Origin of the sequence: Paraburkholderia sp. NMBU_R16 (assembly GCF_013282575.1) — a bacterium.
In the GTDB taxonomy this organism is placed as follows: Bacteria; Pseudomonadota; Gammaproteobacteria; order Burkholderiales; family Burkholderiaceae; genus Trinickia.
The window spans coordinates 1-253 of the sequence record NZ_JAAAYE010000426.1 but is presented as its reverse complement, the minus strand read 5'-3'; the positions used below and the strand labels follow the sequence as shown (position 1 = coordinate 253).

1 pseudogene is annotated in these 253 nt (G+C 61.7%); it reads left to right on the top strand.

Going from position 1 to position 253, the window contains the following annotated elements:
* Nucleotides 1-253 (top strand): annotated as a pseudogene (locus GWC77_RS28720) (hypothetical protein); the annotation flags it as partial.

Sequence of the window (253 nt, the reverse complement as noted above, 5' to 3'; positions counted from 1 at the left end):
GCGTCGTGGTCGTGATAGGCGACCCGCCGACCGACCGTGGACAACTCGCACAACCACTCAACCTGGAGGACATCAGCCCGGTCGAAATTCAACTGCTTAACCGTCCTCGGAAACGGGTCACCCCCAGTGGCAGCATGACTCACGATTTCGACGCCACCCGCTTGTCGCTGCTGCTCAACGATTTGCGGCTGCCCGCCATCAAGCAGATCTGGCCCAGCTTTGCCGAACGTTCCGATACGGAAGGCTGGCCGGC